Source organism: Micromonospora sp. NBC_01638, from assembly GCF_045209745.1.
In the GTDB taxonomy this organism is placed as follows: domain Bacteria; phylum Actinomycetota; class Actinomycetes; order Mycobacteriales; family Micromonosporaceae; genus Micromonospora.
The window spans coordinates 4,492,098-4,505,015 of record NZ_CP109273.1 but is presented as its reverse complement, the minus strand read 5'-3'; the positions used below and the strand labels follow the sequence as shown (position 1 = coordinate 4,505,015).

The window sequence follows — 12,918 nt, the reverse complement described above, 5'->3', positions numbered from 1 at the left end:
TCCGGAGGGGTGCCTCCTTCAAACCAGAGGCATCAACTGGATACCCTTCCAGGAGCCCTTGTCCGCAAACCGAGGATGTCCGACATGATCAAGCCCGTGCAGCTGCCGTCGCCGTGGCGGGACGCACGCCTGACCGTCGTCGTGCCCACCTACAACGAGGCGGGCAACCTCCCTGCGCTGGTCGAGCGGCTGCTCGCGATGCCGCTGCCGGGGTTGCGCATCCTCGTCGCCGACGACAACTCCCCCGACGGCACCGGGGAGGTGGCCGACAAGCTGGCGATCGAACACCCCGACCGGATCGAGGTCGTGCACCGCGCCGGCAAGGAGGGCCTCGGCCGGGCGTACGTGGACGGGATGAGCCGGGCGATCGAGGGCGGCGCCGAGTACGTGGCGCAGATGGACGCCGACCTCTCGCACCCGCCGGAGGCGCTGCCGGGGATGCTGGGCGCGCTGCTCTCCACCCAGGCCAGTGTGGTGATCGGTTCCCGCTACGTGCCCGGCGGCGAGCTGGACGAGAACTGGCCGCTGTACCGCCGGGTGCTCAGCGGCTGGGCGAACCTCTACGTGCACACTCTGCTGCGGGTGCGGATCCGGGACCTTACCGCCGGCTTCAAGATCTGGCGCGCTGACGCGCTGCGCGACATCGACCTGGAGCGGGTGCAGTCCAACGGCTACAGCTTCCAGGTGGAGATGCACTACCTCGCCACCAAGCTGGGGCACACGATCCTGGAGGTGCCGATCCGCTTCGAGGAGCGGCGCGACGGGGTCTCCAAAATGACCACCGCGACCAAGGTGGAAAGCGCGCTGATGCCCTTCCGCCTGAAAAGCAAGCACCGCAACATCACCCGCTCCAGCCCCACCCCCGCACCCTGATCAAGAGGTTCGCCTTGATCACCACGGGCTGGCGGCGGGTTTAGTTGGAGTAGATCGCGCGGTGGGCGGTGGCGATGGCTGCGGCGTAGGCGCGCCCGGTGAGTGCGCGGTCACGGGCCAGCGCCGCGCGGGCGGCGTTCGCGCCGGGAGCGCCGTGCACCCCGCCGCCGGGATGCGCTGACGCGCTGGCCAGGAAGAGCCGGTCCACCGGGGTGTCCGCGCGGCCCAGGCCAGGGATCGGGCGCAGGAACAGCTGCTGGTACGCGGCGGCGGTGCCGCCGCCGAGCGTGCCGCCGACCAGGCTCGGGTTGCCCTTCTCCAGGTCGGCCGGCCCGGCCACGTGTCGGCCGACGACCAGTTGCCGGAAACCCGGGGCCGCCTCCTCCAGCACGTCCTCCATCCGCTGCACGTGCCCGGCGACGTCCTCGGCCCGCCAGTCCCGACGGAACGGCAGGTGGGTGTACGACCAGAGCGACTCGGTGCCCGGCGGAGAGTGGCTCGGGTCGGCCACGGACATCTGCCCGAGCAGCAGGAACGGGTTTCGGGGCAACTCGCCACGGGCCAGCTCGCCCGCGTACCGGGTCAGGCCGTTCAGGTCCGCGCCGAGGTGCACGGTGCCGGCGCCGGCCAGTTCCCGGTTCGTCCATGGCACCGGCGCGGAGAGCGCCCAGTCCACCTTCAGCGTCGAACCGTCCCACCGGAAGTGCGCCAGGTCCTCCACCAGCCGCGACGGCAGCGCGGCCGCGCCGACCAGATCGAGGTAGAGCGCTGGCGCCGGCACGTCGGCGAGCACGGCGCGGCGGGCCCGCCACAGCGTGCCGCCCTCCGTGCGTACCCCCATCGCCCGGCCCCGGGCGGTGAGCACCCCCTCGACGCGGGCGCCGTAGAGGATCGTCCCGCCGCGCTCCTGCAGCCGGGTCACCAACGCGTTGGTGATCTGCTGGGCGCCGCCGTCGGGCACCGGCCAGCCGACCTGCTGGCCGAGCATGGCCAAAAGCCAGCCGTACACTCCGGAGCCGGCCTCCTCCGGGGACAGGTCGGTGTGCAGGGCGCAGCCGGCCAGCAGAGCCGGCCCGCCCGGGCCGTCGAAGAGTTCGTCGCCAAGCTTGCGGACCGGCACCACCAGGCGCCGGGCCAGGCGCAACGCGCCGGCGACGTGCAGTCGACGCAGCAGAGCCAGCCCTCCGCGTACCGGCGGGAACGGCGTGGTGATGGTCGCCAACATCGGCTCGGACACCTCGAGCCAGTCGGTGTACGCGTTGATCCAGCGCTTGCCGTCACCGGGAGCGAACTGCTCCAGCGAGGCGGCCGTGACGTCCGGGTTCCGGTTGATCACGGCGGCCCGACCGTCCGGCAGCAGGTGCGCCAGCACGTCCGGCGAATGCCGCCAGGACAACCCGTACCGGCCCAGGTCGAGGCCGCCCAGCACGGGTGAGGCGTAGCCCAGGGGGTAGAACGAGCTGTAGAGGTCACTCAGATAGCCGGGCGCGGTCACCTCGGCGGAGCGGACCGCGCCGCCGGGTGCCGCGGTCGCCTCCAGCACCACCACCTCCCAGCCGGCGTCCGCCAGCAGGTTGGCCGCCACGAGACCGTTGTGACCGGCCCCGACGATGACGGCGTCCACGCTCGACGTGGCGGTGGTGGTCATCCGATCCGCCTACCCGGCGTGCAACCGGGCGAAACGCGTTTGCCTCGCCAGGGTCGGGGCATCCAGCGCCGCATGTACACGGTTGCGCAGTTGGTGGGCGGGGTGTGGGGCGCGGGCGGCGACGGCGGCGAACTGGTCGTGCATGATCCGGCGGACGGCTCGCCGGTCAGCACGGTGCCGGTGGCCACGGCGGACGAGGTTGGCAAGGCGACACAGGCGGCACGCAATGCGGCGGCCCGGTGGGCGGCGACCGCGCCGGCCGAGCGGGCCGCGGCGCTGCACCGGGCCGCGGACGCGGTGGCGGCGGCCACCGAGGACCTGGCCGCGGCGGTCACCGCGGAGATGGGCAAGCCGTTGGCGGATGCCCGCGGCGGCGTCGAGGCCGGCATCGGGACCCTGCGGCAGTACGCGGAGCTGGCCCCGCTGCGCGGCGGGCGGACGCTGAACGGCCCAGCGGACGCGCTGGACTTCCTGACCCCGCAGCCGCGCGGTGTGGTGGCCGCCATCACCCCCTGGAACGACCCGGTCGCGGTCTCCTGCGGGCTGCTCGGCGCGGCCGTGGTCACCGGCAACGTGGTGCTCTACAAGCCGAGCGAACGGACACCCGCGACGGGTTGGCTGTTGGCCCGGGCGCTGGATGAGGCGCTGCCGGCCGGTGTGTTGTCGCTGCTCACCGGCGGCCCGGAGGTCGGTGCGGCGCTGGCGGCGCAGGAGGTCGACGTGGTGGCCCACGTGGGCTCCACCGCGACCGGGCGGGCGATCGCCGCCGCCGCGGCCCGCACCGGCGCGAAGGTGCTCCTGGAGAACGGGGGCAGCGACCCGTTGATCGTCGACGCGGGCGTCGACCCGGAGTGGGCGTCCGGTCAGGCCGCGCTCGGTGCGTTCGCCAACGCCGGGCAGATCTGCGTGGCGGTGGAGCGGATCTACGTGCACCGGGAGGTGGCCGAGGACTTCGTGGCCGCGCTGGTGCGGCGCGCCGAAGCGCTGCGGGTCGGGCCGGGCCGGGACCCGGGCACCGAGCTGGGCCCGTTGGTCGACCGGAGGCACCGGGACCACGTGCACGGGCAGGTGGCGGCGGCAGCGGCGGCCGGCGCGCGGGTGCGGGTTGGCGGCGAGGTGCCGGACGGGCCGGGGGCGTTCTACCCGGCCACCGTGGTCACTGACTGCCGGCATGACATGCCGTTGGTGCGGGAGGAAACGTTCGGGCCGGTCGCCCCGGTGGTGGTCGTCGACTCGTTCGACGAGGCGCTGCGCTGCGCTGCGGACTCTCCGTACGGGTTGGCCGCCACCGTGTTGACCACGTCGATGAGTCACGCTCAGCGGGCCTGGCGGGAGCTGCCGGTGGGCACCGTCAAGGTCAACGCGGTGTTCGGGGGTGCGCCCGGTGGCGCCGCGCATCCGCGCGGGGCCAGTGGGCAGGGCTTCGGGTTCGGCCCGGAACTGCTGGACGAGTTCACCGCCACGAAGGCGGTGCACATCGAGGCGCCGGGCGGCGGGCACTGGTGAACAGTACGGGCGGACGCAGGTGGTGCGTCCGCCCGTACCACGTCGGTGTGCTCCGGTGCCGCGGCGATCAGTCGCCGCGAGCCTTGCGGGTGGCCCGGTCGTTGGCCTTCTCGATCGCCGTGACCAGCTCCGGCTTGGTCATGCTGGACCGGCCGGGCACGTCCAGTTTGCGGGCCACCGACATCAGGTGGTCCTTGGTGGCGTTGGCGTCAACTCCACCGGCGGTGGGTGCTCGTCGTGCCGGCCCGCCACCGGCGGCCTGTTGGTCGCTCGGGCCCTTGCGGCCCTTCGGCTCCCAGTGGTCGCCCACCTTCTCGAACTGATGCTTCACGGCGGCGAAGGCGGTGCGGTGCGACCGCTCCCCCTCGCCGTAGGTCTCGACTGCCGAGTCGTGCGTCTTCTCCCAGGTGCGCTGCGCCTTATCCGGAGAGCGCCGCAGCGTGCTGGGCAGGTCCTCGCGCCCGGGCATCTCGTCCTCCTCCGCGTCGACAGGGTCACCACGACCGTTCCCCTGTGCCGCGGCGGCAAACCATCCGCGGCACCCGCACGCGCTGGGCTGGTTTGTCGATTTCGCGATCCGGGTACTGGCGGGCCAGGCCTGACCGGACGACCGGTCATCCGGTGGCCGGGGCGCAGGGAGCGGGCATGACGACCACGGAGCCCGGTACGACGATCGGCGGCGCACATGGCACCGGAGTTCCTCGGATGCGGCAGCTGAGCTGGCGGACCTGGCGTGGCGTGCTGGTCCGCAGCGTGCAGGGCTTCGTCAACGACAACTGCTCCGACTGGGCCGCCGCGCTGACCTACTACGGAGTTCTGGCACTCTTCCCGTCCGCCATCGTGGTGGTGGCTCTGGTTGGTCTGGTCTCCACGGGCGAACAGACCGTCGACACGGTCGTCGACCTTGCCAACCAGGTGGGTGCCGGGTCGGTGCTGACCGACGACGAGGGCGGCGTGGTCGCGGTGATCCGGTCCGTGGTGCTTGAGCAGAGCAACCCCAAGCTGCTGCTGAGTTTCGGCCTGCTCGGGGCGCTGTGGTCCGCGTCGGGCTTCATCGGCGCGTTCACCCGGGCCTCCAACGCCGTCTACGGGGTGAGCGAGGGCCGGCCGGTCTGGAAGCTCCGGCCGCTGCAGATCGGTCTGGCGGCGATCACGCTGGTGCTGCTCGCGGTGGTCGCCCTCGCGTTGATCGTCAGTGGTCCGGTCACCGACGCGGTCGGCGACCTGATCAATGCCGGTGGTCTGGCCCGCACGGTGTGGAGCGTGGCGAAGTGGCCCGCGCTCGTCATGATCATGATGGTGCTGCTGTCGCTGCTGTTCTGGATCGCCCCGAACGTCCGGCAGCCCCGGTTCCGCTGGCTCACCCCCGGCGGCGGGGTGGCCCTGCTCGTCTGGGCGGTGGCCTCCTTCGGCTTCGGCCTCTACGTGGCCAACTTCGGCTCGTACGACACCACCTACGGCAGCCTGGGGGCTGCGATCGCGTTCCTGGTCTGGCTCTACCTGTCCAACTCGGCGCTGATGCTGGGCGTGCAGATCAACGCCGAGGTGCAGCGCGGGCGGCAGTTGCAGGCCGGCGACCCGGACCCGGAGGATCCGGTGCTGCCACCGCGGAAGCCCGCCGACGACTGAGCCCCGGTTCGGCCTCGGATGTCCGGTCCGGAGCCGGGCCATGGGCCGGTTCATGGCCCGGTGCCGGTTTACCGGGCGGGGTGCCGGGTAGCGCAGATGGCATGGAGCGTGGCAACAGCAAGCACGGACCGAGGATCGACGAGCAGATGAGTCAGGAGGTCAGCGGCCTCGTGCAGGGGCCGGGGACCGGTGGCTCTCGGGTCGATGAGTCGCGGGTGCCGGAACCGGCTGGCGAGGACCAGCCGGAGACGACCACCGCCCCGGCCGGCGACCTGCGCACCGGCACCCCACAGGGAATGAGTTCCACGGACGTCGAGCAGCGCAGCCGGCTCGGCCGGTTCATCTCGATGAGCGCGCTGCCGGGCGACCGCCTGGTGCTCATCGCCAGCGCCCGCGAGAACGAGGCGCCGGACGACATCGTGGCGGCGCTGGAACGACTGCCCGAGGGCACCCTCTACCAGACGGTTTCCGAGGTGTGGGCCGCGCTCGGCAACAGGAACGAGACAACTCGCTGGTGACCGGGTCGCCCCCGATCCGGGAGACCACCAGCGGCTGAAGGAGGTTCCCAATGAGTGGTGTTACCGAACATGTCGACGTTTCCGTGCCCGTACGCACCGCGTACGACCAGTGGACGCAGTTCGAGGAGTTCCCCGAGTTCATGGAGGGCGTGCAGGAGGTCCGGCAGCTCTCCGAGACGATGACCCACTGGACGGTGGACATCGCCGGGGTGAAGCGCGAGTTCGACGCGGAGATCACCGAGCAGCTTCCCGACGAGCGGGTCGCGTGGCGCTCGACCGACGGCACCCAGCAGGCCGGCGTGGTGACCTTCCATCGGCTTGACCCGGACAAGACCCGGGTCACCCTGCAGCTCGAGTTCGAGCCGCACGGGGTGGTCGAGCAGGCCGGCGACAAGCTCGGCATCGTCGATCGGCGCGCCAAGGGCGACCTGGAGCGGTTCAAGACCTACATCGAGCGGCGCGGTCAGGAGACCGGCGCCTGGCGCGGATCGGTGAATCGCCCGCAGCCGTGATCCTGAGCAGCGACATCAGATGGCCGCCGGACTCTCCCGGCGGCCATCGCCGTCGCTGAGCCTGGTCGCGCGCCGCCGTTTGCGATCATCACGCCCGGGTACGGCTGATGGCATGACCGACGACAACAGGGTGTGGCGCAACGAGGAACGGCTTTCGTTGGAAGAGCTGGAGCGCGCCGTCTCAGGCTCCAGCCTCGACGGGCAGGCCGACGACGTGACCGGCAACGACGCCGGTGAAGAGGCTGCGTTCGGGCACGGGCCGGCAGCGGCGGACCGGGGCGGGCAGGCCCAGGGCGGCGGCCGTGAGCCCACCGACCCGGAGCGTGCCTACCGCCCGTCCACCACCGGCCGGACCGGGCCGGACGTCTGACCCTCCCCGTCAGGCTGAGCGGGCACCGGCGGCCCGGCCAGCTCTGCGGTGGGCCGGCCGGTCGATCGGCGCGCGCCCCACTCGTACAGCACGATCAACGCCAGCGCGAGCACCACCAGGGCCGAGCCCAGCACCTGCACCGACGTGTGGCCGATCAGCACGCCGAGCCCGGCCGGGACGAGCGCCGCGCCGACGCCGGAGGCACCGATCTGGAGCCCGATGGCCCGGTCCGCGTGCGCCGCGCCGACCCGGTCGGCGGTGGTGAGGGTGAGCAGCGGGAACACCGGCGCGGCGGCGAAACCGACCACGACCAGGCCGAGCACCGCCAGCGCGGCCGGCCCGGGGACGGCGATCAGCGCCGCGCCCACGGCCATTCCGACCAGACTGACGCGCAGCACCAGCCCGGCACCCAGCCGCTCGGCCACCACACCCTGCACGACCCGGCCGACGAACAGGCTGCCCCAGTACGCGGAGACGCAGCCGCCGGCCACCGCCGCGCTCAGCCCACGCCCCTCGGTCAGCAGCAGGAACGCCCACAGGCCGGCGGACACCTCGATGGCGACGTACAGGGCGAAGGCGAGCGTCCCCGACCAGACCGCCGGCAGCCGCAGCGTCGCCCGGACCGGCACCCGGACCACCGGCGACGTCCCGCCACCCGCGGCAGCGGGTGCGGTCCCGACGGCGGCGCCCACCTCGGTGGATCCCGTTTCGACGACGGCGCCCGCCTCGGTGGCGGCCGGGACGCGTTGCCAGGCCCGCACGGTGAGGGCGAACGCGATGGCGAGAACGAGCTGGGCGGCGGCGACGATGCCGTACCCCCAGCGCCAGGCCAGGCCGGCGCTCAGCACCCCGGTCATGATCAGCGGGCCGATCGCCACACCCAGGCCGAAAAAGGCGTGCAGCCAGTTCATGTGACGCGGCCCGAAGGCCCCGGCGGCGTACGCGTTGAGCCCGGAGTCGACCGCGCCGGAACCGAGCCCGAGCAGCAGTGCACATCCCACCAGCACGGCCAGCACAGGGCTCACGGAATAGCCGGTCAGCGCCAGGCTGGCCAGCAGGGTGCTGCCGGCGAGCAGCGCACCCACGCCAACGCGAGCCAGCGTGAACCCGGCCAGCACGCTGGAGGTGAGATAGCCGATGGTGCCCGCGGTGAGCACCCACCCGACCGCCTCGGTCGGTACGCCGAAGTCGCCCCGGATCGAGGGCCAGCCGACGCCGAGCAGGCCGTCGGGCAGGCCGAGGCTGACGAACGCGAGGTAGGCCAGCAGGAGCAGCGAGGCGCGGGGACGCGGGGACGCGGTGGACACGAGACACCATCCTGCCGCAGGGGCACCCTAGCGCCGTAGGCACCCGCTCGCTCGCGGCGCAAAGAAGTCGTGTCCGAACAGTCGAGAAAACGGACAGCTCATCCAGAATCGGCCGATCGGAGGACGGCAAGCCGGCTGGTTCGCGTAAGAATTTCGGAATGCATCAAGGCTCCGGAATCCTCTCCACGCGTCAGCGCCGGCTCGCCTGGCTCGGCTTCCTGCTCGCCGCGCTGCAGGCGCCCGTGTCGGCATCGCTCGTCGCCGACGAGTCGTGGCTGTTCAGCCTCTGCGTCGCGCTGATGGTGGCGACCGTGATCATCGCCGACGACGCAGCGCGGCGACGCCCAGCCGGCGCGACCGGCGACTAATCTCCGCTGCCGGGCCGGGCTTCGTGCCCCGGACGGCCCCGGCTGCGGCGGCGTTCCTTCATTTCCGCCTCGTAGAGGTGGCGCCGCCCGCCCACCAGCTCGTCGCGGGCCTGCTGGTCCAACCTCCGGAACAGCGCGTGGTAACCGTCGTCGAAGTCCTCAACGATCTGGAACGTCCACCGCCCGGCGATGACGTTGCGGCCCAGCAACTCCGCGTCGATCCGGTCGGCGAGCTGCGGATGCCCGGCGGCGCGAAACTGCTCCACCGCATCGTCGAGCATGAGGTCGGCGTGCCCGATCAACTGGTGCAGTGAGTACAGATGCCCCCGGGCCCGCTCCACGCACTCCAGCGCCTCGCTGAGCTTGCCGAGTGCCGCGACCGTCTCGTCACTGACGCCGGCCGGCCGCCGGTGCTGCTCGTCTGGTCCGTCCGCCTGCTGTCCCATCCGCGCCTCCGTGCCGTGTCCCGCCAGCTACGGGTGGTTGTCCTACTGCCCCGTCTGTGCCGGATCAACCCCCGCGGTCAGCCCTGGTCGCCCCAGTTGCCCAGCCGACATCCGCCGAGCGGCCGAGGCCGACGCCGTTACCGGTCGGTTAGCCTCGGTCACCATGCGTGTGTCGTTCAACCGTGTCGCCTCCCGTACCGCCGTCGACTCGGCGCGGTCCACCCTGGCCGCCCTCACCGTCTCCGTCGGCACTCTCGGGCTCGCCGCCGCCGCCGCGCGCCCGGAGCTGCTGGCCCTTGTCGACCAGCACGCGGCAGCGGTACGGGAGAGCCTCGACGGGGACCGCAAACCGCTGACCGCCGCGGCGCTCGCCGGCTACGCCGAGGGGGTCCGCGCGGCCGCCCTGGAGCACGGCTGGGCGCCGCCGGACGGGCCGGTGGACTGGAGCCGCCCGGAGTGGCTGCTCACCCGACTGCTCGCGGTCTGCGCGCTGGCCCGCTCGCTCGACCGGGCCTGACGCGCGGGGAGGGCACCCCGCGTCGTACGCGGAACACCCTCCCCACCCGCAGTGCCGTAGCGCCCGCTACGAGCGGTATTGCTGGGCCTCGTCCACCTGGGGCATGGCCTGGGTGTGCTCACCCCCGCGGTCGGCCATCTGCCGCTCCACGTCGCTACGCCCAGCCGCCGTGGCCTGCCGCTGCTCCTGCACCGCCCGGGCCTCTCGGGCGGCCCGGTCCAGCCAGCCGTCCCAGCGGTTCTGCATCGGCTTCACGAGACCACCACCGACACCGATGATCAGGATGCCGGCCACCGTGGCGAGCACCGCGATCAGCACCGGAGTGGTCACCGTGGTGGCGATACCCACCTGGTTCAGCGCGGCGATCACGCCGAGCGCGATGATGAAGATCGCCGTCAGGTCGGCCAGCACCTTGCCGTAGGAGAGTCCTCCCAGCGCCCCGGTGACCAGATCCCGGACGGCGTTGGCGATCGCGGCCGCCACCACCACGATGATGATCGCGATGAACGCACGTGGCAGCCAGGACACCACGCCTCTGATCAGGTCACTGATCGCGTTGGGCCCCCAGACTCCGAAAGCGAACTGCAGGGTGAACAGCAGTACGGCGTAGTACGCCAGTCTGGCCAGAATGTCGCTGGCGTCGTACTTCGTTCTCTCCAGCGCCCGTTTGATGCCGCCGCGTTCGACCGCTTGGTCGAAACGCACCCGTTCCAGCACCGTATCCACGATCTTGAGGACGGCCTTGGCGATGAGCCAGCCGACCACGAGGATGACGATGAAGGCCACTGCCTTCGGGATGAAGAGCAGCACCGACCTCCAGGTGTCGGCGATGGCATCGCCGAGGTCCGCCTGACGGACCGCGAGGGTTTTCAGCATGATGTCCCTCCTGTCGCATGGACTGCGCCGAGCGCATACCCGCCAACTGGTCGGGCAGTCCGGGCAACGCGCGGCGTTTTTCGCCACGAGCCGCCGGACCGGGGCCGTGAACTGCCTGAACGGGCCACCACGAAAAGGGGTGGTGACGGCCCGCGGCCATGATCGGATGCCTTTCCCGGTCGGCCGACTAGGCTGCGAACATGCCAGGAACGGTCGGGCGAGTCCCCACGCCAGCAACTCCCGGCCCAGGCGCATCCACCGAGCCCGGTGCGGCTGCCGCCGTGCTCGCCCACGACTGGGCCGGCACCTCGCTGGGGCCACGCGAGGGCTGGGACGTCGCGATCCGGGCCGTGGTCGAGCTGATCCTCGCCTCGCCGATGCCGATGGCCCTGGCGTACGGCGACGATCTCGTCCTGCTCTACAACGCCGGTTACGCCGAGTTGCTGGGCACCAAACACCCGAGCGCCCTCGGACGCCCGGCCGCCGAGGTGTTCGCGGAGATCTGGGCGCTGCCCGGTGTCGGTGAGGTGATTGAGCGCGTCTACCGGCAGGGCGTGCCGTTCCTGGAAAAGGAGTCCACGCTGCCGCTGGTCCGTGGGCACTCCGCGACGGTGGAGCAGGCGGTCTTCACCCGGGGCTACTCGGCGGTGCGCGACAGCGCCGGGCAGATCGTCGGCATTCTGACGGTCGCGGCCGAGACCACCTACGTCACCGAGCAGTTGCAGAGCCTCAGCGAGGTGGCCGCGGCGCTCGCCGGCACGCTCACCCTCGACGATGTGGCCCGGGTGGCGTTGCGGTACGCGATCACCACGTTCGACCTCGACCAGGTTTCGTTCGCGGTCGACGAGGGCGGCGGCGGGTGGCGCATGGTGCGCCGGGTCCGCGGCGAGTTGCTGGACGCGGCCGACGAGCGGCTTCCCCCGCTCTGGCGGCGCGCGCCGGCGGACTGGTCGGCCCCGGTGGTGCAGGCGGCGCGCTCCGGTGGCCCGTCGTTCACCCACGACGGGCAGCCGCTGCGGGAGACCGCGGTGGATCGCCACGACCAGAAGATCCGCGCGATGGCCGCCCTGCCCCTGGGCACCTCGGTGGTCCGCGGCGGGCTGGCGGTCGGCTACCAGATTCCGCACACCTGGTCGCCCGCCGAGCGGGCCCTGTTGGCCGCCTCGGCCGAGCTGATCGGCCAGGCCGCAGAGCGGGCCCGCCGGTTCGAGACCCAGCACGGCACGGCCCAACTGTTGCAACGCAGCATGTTGCCGGAGCACCTGCCGGACCTGCCCTGGTTGCGGATCGCGGCCCGCTACGACCCGGGGGTGGACGGCAACGCCGCCGGTGGCGACTTCTACGACGCGTTCCTGCTGCCCAGCGGCGCGCTCGGCGTGGTGCTCGGCGACGTCGCCGGGCACGACGTGCAGGCCGCCGCCCGGATGGGGCAGGTCCGGGCCGCGCTGCGCGCGCTGGCCCTGGCCGACCCGGCGCCCGACGCGGTGCTGGCCGGGCTGGACCGGCTGGTGACGAGCCTGGGAGCGGAGGCCGGCACCCACGAACTCTTCGTCACCGTGGCGTTCGGGGTGATCGACGCGGAGCGGCGGGAGCTGACCCTGGCCAGCGCCGGTCACCCCGCTCCGCTGATCCGCCGCGGCGGCCCGGAGGGCCGCTCGCACGCCGAGTACGTCGACGTGCCGGCTGGTCCCCCGCTGGGTCTGGGCGGCCGGCCGGGCACCACCACGGTCGCGTTCCGTCCCGGCGACACCCTGCTGCTGTTCAGCGACGGGGTGGTGGAGCGTCGCCGGCAGAGCCTCTCCGCCGGGCTGGCCACCCTCGGCGACGCCGTCGCCAAAGCCGGCAGTGGCGACCCTCGCGCGCTCTGCGCGGTGGCCACCGCAGCGGTACCGGGCGGCACCGAGGACGACGTGGCCGTGCTGGCGGTCGAGCACGCGCTCAAGCCGAGTCGCTCGGCCAGCATGCAGGTGCCCGCGGAGCCGACCGCGCCCAGCCGGGTCCGGCACTGGATGACCGGCCAGCTCACCGAGTGGCAGGTGCCGGAGTCGGTGATCGGGGCGGCGGTGCTGTGCACCAGCGAGCTGACCACCAACGCGTTGCTGCACGCCGGCACTGCCGCCCGGGTGGAGATCGACCTCAGCCCCGAGCGGCTGCTGGTCTCGGTCGCCGATTCCGGCACCCGGGGCACCGTGACCCGGACCCGCACCGACACGTTGAGCAGTCGTGGGCGCGGTCTCGGCCTGATCGAGGAGCTCAGCGACGCCTGGGGCACCGACCCGTCAGTCCGGGGCTCCACGGTCTGGTTCGAGATCCTCACACCGCCGGCCTCGCGTCCCTGAGACCACCCG

The 12,918-nt window shown here is 72.5% G+C and carries 14 protein-coding genes; 9 read left to right on the top strand and 5 right to left on the bottom strand.

Annotated elements, in window-relative coordinates:
- The first annotated feature begins 84 nt into the window (after positions 1 to 84).
- Positions 85 to 873, top strand: a complete 789-nt coding sequence (locus tag OG811_RS21275) for a polyprenol monophosphomannose synthase (RefSeq protein WP_406068157.1) — start codon at positions 85 to 87, stop codon at positions 871 to 873.
- Positions 874 to 913: 40 nt separating this feature from the next.
- Here the strand turns inward: OG811_RS21275 and OG811_RS21270 are convergent, their stop codons facing one another.
- Positions 914 to 2,521, bottom strand: coding sequence for a phytoene desaturase family protein (locus OG811_RS21270; RefSeq protein WP_406068156.1), 1,608 nt, complete (start codon positions 2,519 to 2,521; stop codon positions 914 to 916).
- A 72-nt stretch (positions 2,522 to 2,593) separates the two neighbouring features.
- On the opposite strand from OG811_RS21270, the gene OG811_RS21265 reads away from it, so the two are divergent.
- Positions 2,594 to 4,027, top strand: a complete 1,434-nt coding sequence (locus OG811_RS21265; protein ID WP_406068155.1) for an aldehyde dehydrogenase family protein — start codon at positions 2,594 to 2,596, stop codon at positions 4,025 to 4,027.
- Between the two features lie 67 nt (positions 4,028 to 4,094).
- Here the strand turns inward: OG811_RS21265 and OG811_RS21260 are convergent, their stop codons facing one another.
- A complete protein-coding gene (locus OG811_RS21260) occupies positions 4,095 to 4,496 on the bottom strand; it encodes a ChaB family protein (RefSeq protein ID WP_406068153.1) in 402 nt (133 codons plus the stop codon).
- A gap of 176 nt (positions 4,497 to 4,672) precedes the next feature.
- Between OG811_RS21260 and OG811_RS21255 the strand changes: the two genes are divergently transcribed.
- From OG811_RS21255 to OG811_RS21240, 4 genes are all read left to right on the top strand, one after another.
- Positions 4,673 to 5,656, top strand: a complete 984-nt coding sequence (locus OG811_RS21255) for a YihY/virulence factor BrkB family protein (protein WP_406068152.1) — start codon at positions 4,673 to 4,675, stop codon at positions 5,654 to 5,656.
- A gap of 101 nt (positions 5,657 to 5,757) precedes the next feature.
- Complete coding sequence (locus tag OG811_RS21250; RefSeq protein ID WP_406068150.1) at positions 5,758 to 6,174, top strand: DUF2795 domain-containing protein; 417 nt, start codon at positions 5,758 to 5,760, stop codon at positions 6,172 to 6,174.
- 50 nt (positions 6,175 to 6,224) lie between these two features.
- On the top strand, positions 6,225 to 6,686 hold the full coding sequence (locus OG811_RS21245; RefSeq protein WP_406068149.1) for an SRPBCC family protein: 462 nt from the start codon (positions 6,225 to 6,227) through the stop codon (positions 6,684 to 6,686).
- A gap of 112 nt (positions 6,687 to 6,798) precedes the next feature.
- Positions 6,799 to 7,056: a hypothetical protein gene (locus OG811_RS21240; protein ID WP_406068148.1), complete on the top strand. Its 258-nt coding sequence runs from the start codon at positions 6,799 to 6,801 to the stop codon at positions 7,054 to 7,056.
- Here the strand turns inward: OG811_RS21240 and OG811_RS21235 are convergent.
- The gene (locus OG811_RS21235; protein WP_406068146.1) at positions 7,014 to 8,363 is read right to left on the bottom strand and encodes an MFS transporter; all 1,350 of its coding nucleotides are present in this window, start codon (positions 8,361 to 8,363) and stop codon (positions 7,014 to 7,016) included. The two genes, OG811_RS21240 and OG811_RS21235, sit on opposite strands and share 43 nt — an antisense overlap.
- A 158-nt stretch (positions 8,364 to 8,521) precedes the next feature.
- On the opposite strand from OG811_RS21235, the gene OG811_RS21230 reads away from it, so the two are divergent.
- Positions 8,522 to 8,731, top strand: coding sequence for a hypothetical protein (locus OG811_RS21230; RefSeq protein WP_406068145.1), 210 nt, complete (start codon positions 8,522 to 8,524; stop codon positions 8,729 to 8,731).
- Here OG811_RS21230 and OG811_RS21225 read toward each other — a convergent pair.
- On the bottom strand, positions 8,728 to 9,177 hold the full coding sequence (locus OG811_RS21225) for a hypothetical protein (RefSeq protein WP_406068143.1): 450 nt from the start codon (positions 9,175 to 9,177) through the stop codon (positions 8,728 to 8,730). The two genes, OG811_RS21230 and OG811_RS21225, sit on opposite strands and share 4 nt — an antisense overlap.
- Before the next feature lie 163 nt (positions 9,178 to 9,340).
- Between OG811_RS21225 and OG811_RS21220 the strand changes: the two genes are divergently transcribed.
- A complete protein-coding gene (locus OG811_RS21220; RefSeq protein WP_406068141.1) occupies positions 9,341 to 9,694 on the top strand; it encodes a DUF6401 family natural product biosynthesis protein in 354 nt (117 codons plus the stop codon).
- A gap of 66 nt (positions 9,695 to 9,760) precedes the next feature.
- Here OG811_RS21220 and OG811_RS21215 read toward each other — a convergent pair whose 3' ends face one another.
- Positions 9,761 to 10,570, bottom strand: coding sequence for a mechanosensitive ion channel family protein (locus OG811_RS21215; RefSeq protein WP_406068139.1), 810 nt, complete (start codon positions 10,568 to 10,570; stop codon positions 9,761 to 9,763).
- A 200-nt stretch (positions 10,571 to 10,770) separates the two neighbouring features.
- Between OG811_RS21215 and OG811_RS21210 the strand changes: the two genes are divergently transcribed.
- Complete coding sequence (locus OG811_RS21210; RefSeq protein ID WP_406068137.1) at positions 10,771 to 12,909, top strand: SpoIIE family protein phosphatase; 2,139 nt, start codon at positions 10,771 to 10,773, stop codon at positions 12,907 to 12,909.
- Positions 12,910 to 12,918: the final 9 nt, after the last annotated feature.

Excerpts from the sequence above, each read along its gene's own strand:
- OG811_RS21275 (WP_406068157.1), top strand. The coding sequence starts at position 85 with ATGATCAAGCCCGTGCAGCTGCCGTCGCCGTGGCGGGACGCACGCCTG.
- OG811_RS21270 (WP_406068156.1), bottom strand. The coding sequence starts at position 2,521 with ATGACCACCACCGCCACGTCGAGCGTGGACGCCGTCATCGTCGGGGCC.
- OG811_RS21265 (WP_406068155.1), top strand. The coding sequence starts at position 2,594 with ATGTACACGGTTGCGCAGTTGGTGGGCGGGGTGTGGGGCGCGGGCGGC.
- OG811_RS21260 (WP_406068153.1), bottom strand. The coding sequence starts at position 4,496 with ATGCCCGGGCGCGAGGACCTGCCCAGCACGCTGCGGCGCTCTCCGGAT.
- OG811_RS21255 (WP_406068152.1), top strand. The coding sequence starts at position 4,673 with ATGACGACCACGGAGCCCGGTACGACGATCGGCGGCGCACATGGCACC.
- OG811_RS21250 (WP_406068150.1), top strand. The coding sequence starts at position 5,758 with ATGGAGCGTGGCAACAGCAAGCACGGACCGAGGATCGACGAGCAGATG.
- OG811_RS21245 (WP_406068149.1), top strand. The coding sequence starts at position 6,225 with ATGAGTGGTGTTACCGAACATGTCGACGTTTCCGTGCCCGTACGCACC.
- OG811_RS21240 (WP_406068148.1), top strand. The coding sequence starts at position 6,799 with ATGACCGACGACAACAGGGTGTGGCGCAACGAGGAACGGCTTTCGTTG.
- OG811_RS21230 (WP_406068145.1), top strand. The coding sequence starts at position 8,522 with ATGCATCAAGGCTCCGGAATCCTCTCCACGCGTCAGCGCCGGCTCGCC.
- OG811_RS21225 (WP_406068143.1), bottom strand. The coding sequence starts at position 9,177 with ATGGGACAGCAGGCGGACGGACCAGACGAGCAGCACCGGCGGCCGGCC.
- OG811_RS21220 (WP_406068141.1), top strand. The coding sequence starts at position 9,341 with ATGCGTGTGTCGTTCAACCGTGTCGCCTCCCGTACCGCCGTCGACTCG.
- OG811_RS21215 (WP_406068139.1), bottom strand. The coding sequence starts at position 10,570 with ATGCTGAAAACCCTCGCGGTCCGTCAGGCGGACCTCGGCGATGCCATC.
- OG811_RS21210 (WP_406068137.1), top strand. The coding sequence starts at position 10,771 with ATGCCAGGAACGGTCGGGCGAGTCCCCACGCCAGCAACTCCCGGCCCA.